General features: G+C 58.3%; 2 protein-coding genes. One reads left to right on the top strand and one right to left on the bottom strand.

The window, feature by feature from the left end; genetic code table 11:
* On the bottom strand, positions 1-139 hold a 139-nt coding region (locus ACXJ7R_RS36030), incomplete at its 3' end, for an SDR family NAD(P)-dependent oxidoreductase (protein WP_457155931.1).
* A gap of 194 nt (positions 140-333) precedes the next feature.
* Between ACXJ7R_RS36030 and ACXJ7R_RS36025 the strand changes: the two genes are divergently transcribed.
* Positions 334-545: hypothetical protein (locus ACXJ7R_RS36025; protein WP_457155930.1), on the top strand; the 212-nt coding region annotated here is incomplete at its 3' end.

The raw sequence follows: 545 nt of genomic DNA, 5'->3' as shown, positions 1-545 counted from the left end.
CCAGCGCATCGAGCTCGGCCTGACGGCGGGCAGCGACGATGACCTTGGCGCCTTCCTCGGCGAACAGTTTCGCGGTGGCGCGGCCGATGCCGGAACTGGCGCCGGTGACGATGGCGATCTTGTTGGCGAGTGCAAGCATCTTCTGCATCCTTTTCTTCGCCAGCGGCGCCGGCAATCGGGATGTTGATCGCAAGTTGGGCGCGCGCGAGCCACCCGATACGTGCGAAGGCATCTGCTAAGATTTCTTGACGCCGGGCGGACGCCAAGCTACCAAGCCGTCATTCAACATTGCGGGTGGACGCGCCACCCATTCCAATGACCCCCCAAGACATCATGAGCAAGTTGCTGGAGCCCGGCTTCGAAGGCGACAGTGCGTTGACGTTCGCTCTTCAATCGGAATTTCATAGAGGCTTTCCGTTCGAAAATCTTCGGCCGCTGCTGACGTCCGACAATCTTCATACCCAGGCCGCCGCCGCTTTCTTGGTGGCCGAGATCAGTTCCAAAATAAGCTACAAAATGAATTGCGTCTACAAAATGAATTGCGT

This window comes from Mesorhizobium sp. P5_C1, assembly GCF_054049815.1.
This window is presented reverse-complemented; position numbering and strand designations above follow the sequence as displayed.